The organism is Nocardia cerradoensis NBRC 101014 (assembly GCF_000308535.1).
GTDB lineage: Bacteria > Actinomycetota > Actinomycetes > Mycobacteriales > Mycobacteriaceae > Nocardia > Nocardia cerradoensis.
This window is the reverse complement of sequence record NZ_BAFW01000229.1, coordinates 26,418-35,220: the sequence shown is the minus strand read 5'-3', so window position 1 is coordinate 35,220 and position 8,803 is coordinate 26,418. Positions and strand designations below refer to the sequence as shown.

Sequence of the window (8,803 nt, the reverse complement as noted above, 5' to 3'; positions counted from 1 at the left end):
GCTCTCGCCCGCACAGCAACGGATGTGGTTCCTCAACCGCTTCGACACCTCGGTCGGCGCGTACAACATCCCGCTGGTGATCCGGCTGCGGGGCGACCTCGATATCGATGCGCTGCGGCGGGCGTGCGCGCTGGTCGTCGACCGGCACGAATCGCTGCGGACCCGATTCCCGATGATCGACGGAGCCCCCTGCCAGGTCGTGGGCGGCGCCGACGAGGTCGCGCCCGCGCTGATCCCGATCCCGGCAGACGAACGGCAGATCCGCGAGCGAGCGGCGGAGGTGGTGTCCGCCGGTTTCGACGTCACCCGGGAGGCGCCGGTACGCGCCGAACTGTTCACCCTCGGCGACCGTGACCACGTGCTGGTGATCGGCGTCCACCACATCTGCGCCGACGGACAGTCCATGATGCCGCTCGCCCGGGATGTGGCGCTCGCCTATGCGGCGAGCCGGCAAGGAACACAACCGAAGTGGCCGCCACTGGCCCTGCAGTACGCCGACTACGCACTCTGGCAGCGCGAGATGCTCGGCGACGAAACGGACCCGGACTCGCTGATCTCCCGGCAGCTGCGATTCTGGACCGGCACCCTCGCCGGACTGCCCGAACTTCTCGAACTGCCGACCGACCGGCCCCGCCCGCCCGTGGCGTCCATGCACGGCAGCACCCTCGATTTCGAGCTGTCCGCCGAGCTGCACGCCCGCATCGAGGCCCTCGCCCGGGCGGCCGACGCGACGGTGTTCATGGTGTTGCACGCCGGGCTGGCCGGCCTGCTGTCGAAGCTGGCCGCGGTCGGCGATATCGCGATCGGCACCCCGGTGGCCGGCCGCGGCGACCGTGAACTCGACGATCTGATCGGCATGTTCGTCAACACGCTGGTGTTGCGGACCCGAGTGGCCTCGCCGCAGGCGTTCGAGGAACTGCTCGCCGCGGTCCGGGACACGGATCTGGCGGCCTTCGCGCACGCCGATGTGCCCTTCGAAGAGATCGTGGAGGAGCTGAATCCACGGCGCTCGACCGCGCATATGCCGCTGTACCAGGTGACGCTGGACGTGCAGGATCTCAGTGCCGCCACGCTGGAGTTGCCCGGTCTCACCATCGAACCGATCGAAGAGGTCTTCGATCAGGCACGCGCGGATCTCAACGTCAAACTCGTCCCGCGACCCGGCGCCGACGGCCGGCCGGGCGGAATGGCCGGCCGCCTCACCTTCGCCACCGACCTGTACGCCGACGAGACGATGCGGCGATTCACCCAGGCGCTGGTCCGCATCCTCGAGCAGGCGACCGCGAATCCCGCTGTCGCCGTGGGCGATATCGATATCCTCGAGCCCGCCGAGCGTCGCCGGATACTGGCGGCCGCCGGGAGCGACGGCGCCGCGGTGGCGGAACGGACCCTGCCCGAGCTGCTGTCCGCCCGCGTCGCGGCGCAGCCCGACGCGATCGCGGTGAGCGACGGTACGGCACAGCTCACCTACGCGGAACTGGATCGACGGGCGACCCGGCTGGCCGCCCGTCTCGCCGCGCACGGCGCACGGCCGGAAACGCTGGTGGCGGTGGCGCTGCCGCGGTCGGTCGATCTGATCGTCGGTCTGCTCGCCGTCGTGCGCGCGGGCGCGGGATATCTGCCGCTGGACACCGCGAATCCGCCGCGTCGCCTGCGTTTCGTCATCGACGACGCACGTCCCGTCGTGGTGCTGACCTCGGCCGAGATGGCCGCGCAGGTGCCGAGGTGCGCGACGCCGATGGTGTCGATCGACGATGCGGAGACCGAATTCGACGCCGGTAGCGCGCGGGCGCCGGTGGCCGCGCGGCCGGACAACCTGGCCTACGTCATCTACACCTCCGGGTCGACCGGCACTCCCAAGGGCGTGGCCGTCACCCACCGCGACGCCGTCACGCTGTTGACCCACGCCGCCGAACGATTCGAGGTCGACCCCGGCGACGTGTGGACGATGTCTCATTCCTACGCATTCGATTTCGCGGTGTGGGAGATGTGGGGTGCGCTGCTGACCGGCGGCAGACTGGTCGTCGTAGACCACGACACCGCCCGCTCGCCCGACGCGCTGGTGGACCTGGTGGCGCGCGAGCGCGTCACGATCCTGAGCCGAACCCCCTCGGCCTTCTACGGTTTCGCCGACGCCGAACACAGATATCGCGAATCCGGTTGTGCCCATGGCGATCTCGCGCTCCGCTATGTCGTCTTCGGTGGCGAGGCCCTGGACGCGGCGCGTTTGTCGGGATGGTTCGCCGCGCACGAGCCCGGTTCACCGCGGTTGGTCAACATGTACGGGATCACCGAAACGACGGTGCATGTGACCTTCGCCGAGGTCGGAGGCCCGAACGCGGACCGGATCGGAGTGCCGCTGCCGGGACTGCGAGCCTATGTGCTCGACGACCGGCTGCGGCCCGTGCCGATCGGGGTGCGCGGTGAAATCTACATCGCCGGAACACAACTCGCGCGCGGATACCTGCGCGCACCTGTGGCGACGGCGAGTCGTTTCGTGGCGAATCCGTTCGACCCGGACGGCGGCCGGCTGTACCGCACCGGTGACCTCGGCCGCTGGCGCGAGACCGGCGGCGGTCTGGAACTGGCCTATGCGGGGCGCGGTGACGCCCAGGTCCAACTGCGCGGGTACCGGATCGAGCTCGGTGAGGTCGAGTCGGCGTTGCTGCGGCATCCGTCGGTCGCCAGGGCCGCCGCGGCCGTACATCGTCACGAGCGCGAGGTCGACCAGCTGATCGGATACGTGGTCGCCGCCGATGGACAGCGTCTGGATCCGGGGCAGGTGCGGGCGGCCGCGGCCGAGGTGCTGACGAGTTACATGGTGCCCTCGATGGTGATGGTGCTCGACGATCTGCCGCTGACGGTCAACGGCAAACTGGACCGGAAAGCCTTGCCCGCACCCGATTTCGGCGCCGCCGTACAACGCTTCGTCGCACCACGCACCCGCACCGAGAAGGTGATCGCCGAGGTGTACGAGCACATCCTGGGCGCCGCCCGCGTCGGGGCGACCGATGGCTTCTTCGATCTGGGCGGCAACTCGCTGCTGGCCACGATGGCGGTGACCGAACTGCACACGCGCGGTGTGACGATCGAATTGCCGTGGATGTTCGAGGATGCGACACCGCAGACGCTGGCCCGCCGCGCCGACGAAGACGACGGCACATCGGGCCTGAGTGTGCTGCTTCCGTTGCGCGCGAACGGATCCGAGCCCGCCGTATTCGCCGTGCATCCGGCGGGCGGCCTGGCGTGGTTCTACGGCGGGCTCATCGAACATCTGCGTCCGGATCGGCCGGTCTACGGCCTGCAGGATCCACACGTCGTCGCCGGTGAACCCGCCGCCGGCTCCGTCGACGAATTGGCCGACCGCTACGTGGCCGAAATCCGCCGAGTACAGCCCACGGGGCCCTATCACCTGCTGGGGTGGTCGCTGGGCGGGCAGATCGCGCATGCGATGGCGGTGCGGTTGCGCCGCGCCGGCGCCCGGGTCGGCATCGTGGCGCTGCTCGACAGCGCCGCCGGCGCGCTTGCGCAACCCGATGCCGACGACCCCGCGCCCGGACAGCTGATGACCGATCTGCTCGGCGGCTGGCGCGAGCTGTTCGACCTCGGCGACGAACTGGCGGTGAGCACGCACGAACAAGCGTGGGAGGTCATCCGCGAGCAGGTGATCGCGACCGGACTGTTCACCGCCGAACAGACGGATCGGGTCATGGCGAGCTTCCGCACCGCCGGCGATATCTCCACCGCCCATCGGCCCGAAGTCTTCGACGGTGACCTGATCCTGTTCACCGCCGGACAGGATCACCCGGACCACGACGCTCTCGCCGATACCTGGCGCCCCTACGTGGGCGGCGAGGTCCACAACGTCGTCGTCGACGCCCGCCATCTCGAATTGAGCCATCCCCGTGCGCTGGCCGTCGTCGGCCCCGTCCTCGAAAGGTTGATGGAACAATGCTGACCACTCTGCAACACGTACGACTCGATGACGGCAGAACGGTGACCTGCACCAGCCCTGCCGAAGCCAGAATGCTGTGGGGGGAGACGACCGCGGCCGACGGGTTCTACCGGCGCGCGGCCGAATTCCTCAGTCCCGGCCAGGTCGTGCTCGACATCGGCGCCAACATCGGCCTGAGCGCGATGATGTTCGCCGACACCTGCCCCGGCACCCGCGTCATCGCGGTCGAACCGGTGCCGATGACCTTCCGATGCCTGGACCGCAATATCGCGGCGCATGTTCCGGGCGGGATATCGCTGCGGACCGCGGTCGGCGCCACGCCGGGGACCCGGCCGTTCACCTGGTACCCGCGCGCGACCGCGAATTCCGGCTTCTTCGCCGATCGCGCGGCCGACGACGAAGCGACCGCCACCTATCTGCGCAACAACGGGCTGGACGACAGCGCCATCGCGGTCATCACGCAGGGGCTGCACGACGGCGTGCAACTCGAGGTCGGAGTCACCACCGTGTCGGCGATCCTGGACCAGCACTGCCGAGGATGCGAGATCGGCTTGCTCAAAGTCGATGTCGAACGCGCGGAATGGGATGTGCTGCTCGGCATCACGGCCGCGGACTGGCGGCGCATCCACGTCGTCGTCGCCGAGGTCCACGATCGCGACGGCCGTCTGCGCGAGGTCTGTGACCTGTTCACGCGGCAGGGCATGTCGGCGCAGACCCGCCAGGACCCGCGGCTGGCCGGCACCGAAATGCACGAGGTCTTCGCCGTCCGGCCGCGCATCGATCGGTGAATCTCAGCGCCCGGTCGCGAGGCGGACGAGCAGACCGAGCAGATTGGTGCCCGACTGCACCGCGCCGACGGCGGCGTGGTCGAACTCCTCATCCTGTTCGGCCCGCAGGGCATGCGCGCACGTGTGCCCCGGTGCGTCTGCCGAAGGTTAGCGGGACCGCTCAGCGTGCCGCCCTCGACGGCCGCGTGCGCGATGCTCGATGATGGTTCGATGTGTCGATAGGCCGATCGAATCGAGGAATTCGATGTCGAGGTACCTCTTCGTGCTCGGTGGTCTGGTAACCCGGCATCGCTGGTGGGTGCTGGTCGTCTGGATCGTCCTGCTCGGCGGCGCGATCGGATTCGGGGTCGGATCGGGTGGCCGCACCACCGACAATTTCACCGTCCCCGGGACGGAGTCACAGGATGCGGTGTCGTTGCTGCAGCAGCGGATGCCCGCCTACAGCGGTGCTCAGATGCAGGTGGTGTTCGCGGCGCCCGGCGGTACGAAGGTCACCGACGCGCAACCCCATGCCGAGATCGAGCAGGCGATGGCCGGCTTCCGGGGCCTGCCTCAGGTCGCGACGGTGGTGGATCCCTTCGACGCGCATGCGATCTCACCCGATCAGCGGGTGGCACTGGGAAGTGTGCAGTTCTCGGTCTCGGCGGGTGAGGTCGCCGAGAGCACACTCGACGAGGTCACCCGGGTCGCGACGCCTGCGCGGGCAACCGGAATGCAGGTCGAATTCTCCGGAGCCGTCTACCCGGGATTCACCGCCGAGATCCCCGAGGGCCCCGAAATAGTCGGTATCGCCGCCGCATTCGTCATTCTGCTGATCACCTTCGGTGCGGTGGTGGCCGCCGGACTCCCGGTGCTCACCGCGTTGATCGGGGTGGGGATCGGCGTGACCGGTGTGCTGGGGGTGGCGGCATTCGTCGATGTGCCCTCGGCGGCGATGTCGCTGGCTTTGATGCTGGGACTGTCCTGCGGAATCGACTACGCGCTGTTCGTCCTCTCGCGGCACCGCAACAACATCCTGCGCGGAACGACGGTGGTGGAGTCGATTCCGCTGGCCGTGGGCACGGCGGGCAGTTCGGTGGTCTTCGCCGCGGTGACGGTGATCATCGCCCTGTGCGGCCTGTCGGTCGCCGACATCCCCTTCCTGACGGTGATGGGCCTGACCGCGGCGGGCGCGGTGCTCGTCGCGATGCTGGTCGCCTTGACGCTGTTACCGGCGCTGCTGCGCATCGCGGGCGAGACGGTGGCGAAGTTCATCTCACCGCCGCTGCATCCCGGACGCCCGGAAAAGGTCGCGCGCATCGCCGCGAACGAACCCGAACGCACCGTCGGGCACGCCTGGGGGCGCACCGTCACCCGCTTCCGGATACCGCTGCTGATTCTCGGTATCGCGGTACTGGTGATCCTGGCGCTGCCGGTGACCCGGCTCGATCTCGGCCTGCCCAGCGGCGCCTCCCAGCCGGACACGAGCACAGCGCACAAAGCCTTTGTGCTCGTGGACAATTCGTTCGGGCCCGGATTCAACGGCCCGCTGCTGTTGCCCACCGACACCACGCACGCGGGCGCCCCCGACGCCGTGCAGACGCTGATCGCTCGATTGCAGCAGGAACCGAACGTGGCGCTCGTGCAGCCCGCGGGCACCGGCGACAATCTGGTGCTGGTCCAGGTGATTCCGAAGACCGGCCCCACCGACGACGCCACCGCCGACCTGGTCACCCGTCTGCGCGACGACCGCCCGCGCCTGACCGGAGATCTCGGCGTGAGTTACCTGGTCGGCGGGACGACCGCGGCGAATATCGATACCTCCGACCGCTTGGCGGGCGCGCTGCCGGTCTTCCTCGGTGTCGTCGTCGGGCTGGCATTGGTCCTGCTGACCATCGCGTTTCGGACGGTGCTCGTTCCGCTGTCCTCGATCGCCGGGTTCGTCCTGTCCGTCTTCTCCGCGCTGGGGGCGCAGGTGGCCGTCTTCCAATGGGGCTGGGGCGCGGAACTTTTCGATGTCACCGCGGGGCAGACGCTGAGCTTTCTGCCGATCATCATCCTGGCCATCATCTTCGGCCTCTCCAGTGACTACCAGATCTTCGTGGTGTCGCGGATCAAGGAGGAACACAGTCACACCGCCGACGCCATCGCGGCGGTGCAGAACGGAGTGGCACATTCCGCCCGGGTGGTGACGGCCGCCGCGCTCATCATGTTCGGGGTGTTCGTCGCCTTCGTCTCCGTCGACAACCCCATCGTCAAACCGCTCGCGTTCACCCTGGCGGTCGGCGTGCTCCTCGATGCCTTCGTGGTGCGGCTGACGCTGGTGCCGGCCGTGATGGCGCTGGTCGGCAACCGGATGTGGTACCACCCACGCTGGTTCGGGCGTCTCGTCCCGGACCTCGACATCGAGGGCGCCCGGCTGGAGGATCGTGTCCGCGGCGACCATGCGGCGGCGGCCGGCGCCGAGACCGCGCGCACGGCCTCGGAGTGAAAAGCAGTACCGTATCGGCAACACCGCCGTACGTCACCGGACAGGATGGTCACCGTATGCTCCGTGTCGCGTCGATCGTTGTGGCTCTTGCTTTTTCGACTGCTTTTCCGACTCTGATCGCTGCCGCGCCGCAGGCCGGCGCCGTGGCCGCCACTCGATGCGGCACACCGCTGTCGCCCGCGGAGATCCGGACCGTCGCCGACTTGTCGGACACCACGACCATCGGCGCCGGGTCCACCCTCGACCGATTCGACGAGGCGGTCGCGCGCAATCATCGGATCACCGAAATCCTTACCTCCCATCATGATTGGCGAGGCCTGTTCGATGTGGGGCTCGACGCCGTGGAGCAGGACCCGGTGCTGCCGCTGCAACACGACCCCACTGCGTTCGTCGATCCGGAATACGCCCACGCGATCAGTTACGAACTGCTGCGCCGGTTTCTGGTGAACCTGCATGCCGAGTTCACCGACGGCACGCCGGAGCCGCACTGGGCCTGGTATTTCCAGCTGGCCGGGCAGTGCGACCAGTCGCCCGCGCGGGTCGCGATGGCCGGGTACAACGCGCACCTGACGGTCGACCTCGCCTATGCGGTGGCGGCGGTGGGCAGTAAACCCGAGAACGCGCCGGACTTCTTCCACATCGTCGACGCCATCGCCCGCAGCGGCGATCTGATCGTCGATCGCACGAAGCAGGTGTACAACGCCGACCTCGGGCCGCTGTGGCGCTTCTACTTCGTCGGCGAGGGACTCGATCGGCTGTTCGGCCAGGGCGTGGCCACCGGGCCGTTACTCCAGGTCGCCGACCTCGGCTACAACGTGGTGGTCTGGACCAACGGGCTGGCGCTGCAGAACCCCACCACCGCCGAGGCCACGCGCGCGGAGATCAACGCGCTGTGGTCGGCCGACGACGCGGCCTTCGCCGTGCTCGCACGCCTCGGCGGCCTGTGAGCACGGCCGGCCTCGTGGCCCCGGCCCGCGCTGTCAGTCGACCGGCAGCGGGCGGCGGCCGGTGACGGTGAGCAGAATGTCCTTGGCGCACATCGTGGTCGGCGTCCCCGACCCCAGCGTGACCGGTGCGTCGGTCGCCCGCAGTTGACGGCCGGTCAGGTCGACGCCGAAGTAGCGCAGCGACTTCGGGCTCGCCCGGTCGAGCACGAGGGCGATCCGTTCCGGCGGGGCGGGCGGCAGGCCCAGGGGTTCGGTGATGTCCAGGCCGTGGATCACGTCGTGGCTCAGCGCGCCCACCACACCGCCGCCCGGCGGACGCCACGGGTGTTCGACGTTGTCGCGCAGCGACGCGAGCAGTTCCGCATCGCTCATCCGCGCGGTGTCGGCGCGCGCGGCCCGGTCGGCGTAGCGGTGGAACGAGAAGCGCGCACCGGCCAGCCCGCGCACGAACGACCACGTGGAGGTGCGGTAGGGCATCGTCATATGGGCGAGCACCTCACGGACTCGCCAGCCCTCGCACAGCGAGGGCGCGGCCCACTGCTCCGGCGTCAGGCCGGCGAGCAGGTCCGCGAGGCGCCGGCGTTCGGCCACGGTGTGTTCGCGCAGGACGGTGGTGTCGGTGTCGGTCGAGGTCATGACTCCG

Annotated in this window: 5 protein-coding genes; 4 read left to right on the top strand and 1 reads right to left on the bottom strand. The window is 69.1% G+C overall.

Translation table 11 applies throughout. The features are described 5' to 3' along the window. The 4 genes from ON23_RS24005 to ON23_RS23990 all read left to right on the top strand — a co-directional run. Positions 1 to 3,958, top strand: a 3,958-nt coding sequence (locus ON23_RS24005) for a non-ribosomal peptide synthetase (protein WP_039780957.1), incomplete at its 5' end; no start/stop codon positions are given. Continuing rightward, complete coding sequence (locus tag ON23_RS24000) at positions 3,952 to 4,743, top strand: FkbM family methyltransferase (protein WP_039780943.1); 792 nt, start codon at positions 3,952 to 3,954, stop codon at positions 4,741 to 4,743. The genes ON23_RS24005 and ON23_RS24000, both read left to right, overlap by 7 nt. A gap of 244 nt (positions 4,744 to 4,987) precedes the next feature. After that, positions 4,988 to 7,213, top strand: a complete 2,226-nt coding sequence (locus ON23_RS23995) for an MMPL family transporter (RefSeq protein ID WP_051043228.1) — start codon at positions 4,988 to 4,990, stop codon at positions 7,211 to 7,213. A gap of 143 nt (positions 7,214 to 7,356) precedes the next feature. Continuing rightward, positions 7,357 to 8,160, top strand: coding sequence for a DUF5995 family protein (locus ON23_RS23990; RefSeq protein WP_245556089.1), 804 nt, complete (start codon positions 7,357 to 7,359; stop codon positions 8,158 to 8,160). Between the two features lie 33 nt (positions 8,161 to 8,193). Here the strand turns inward: ON23_RS23990 and ON23_RS23985 are convergent, their stop codons facing one another. Beyond that, positions 8,194 to 8,796 carry a maleylpyruvate isomerase family mycothiol-dependent enzyme gene (locus tag ON23_RS23985; protein ID WP_039780954.1) on the bottom strand — a complete coding sequence of 201 codons (603 nt, stop codon included), beginning with the start codon at positions 8,794 to 8,796 and terminating at the stop codon, positions 8,194 to 8,196. Between the last annotated feature and the right edge of the window lie 7 nt (positions 8,797 to 8,803).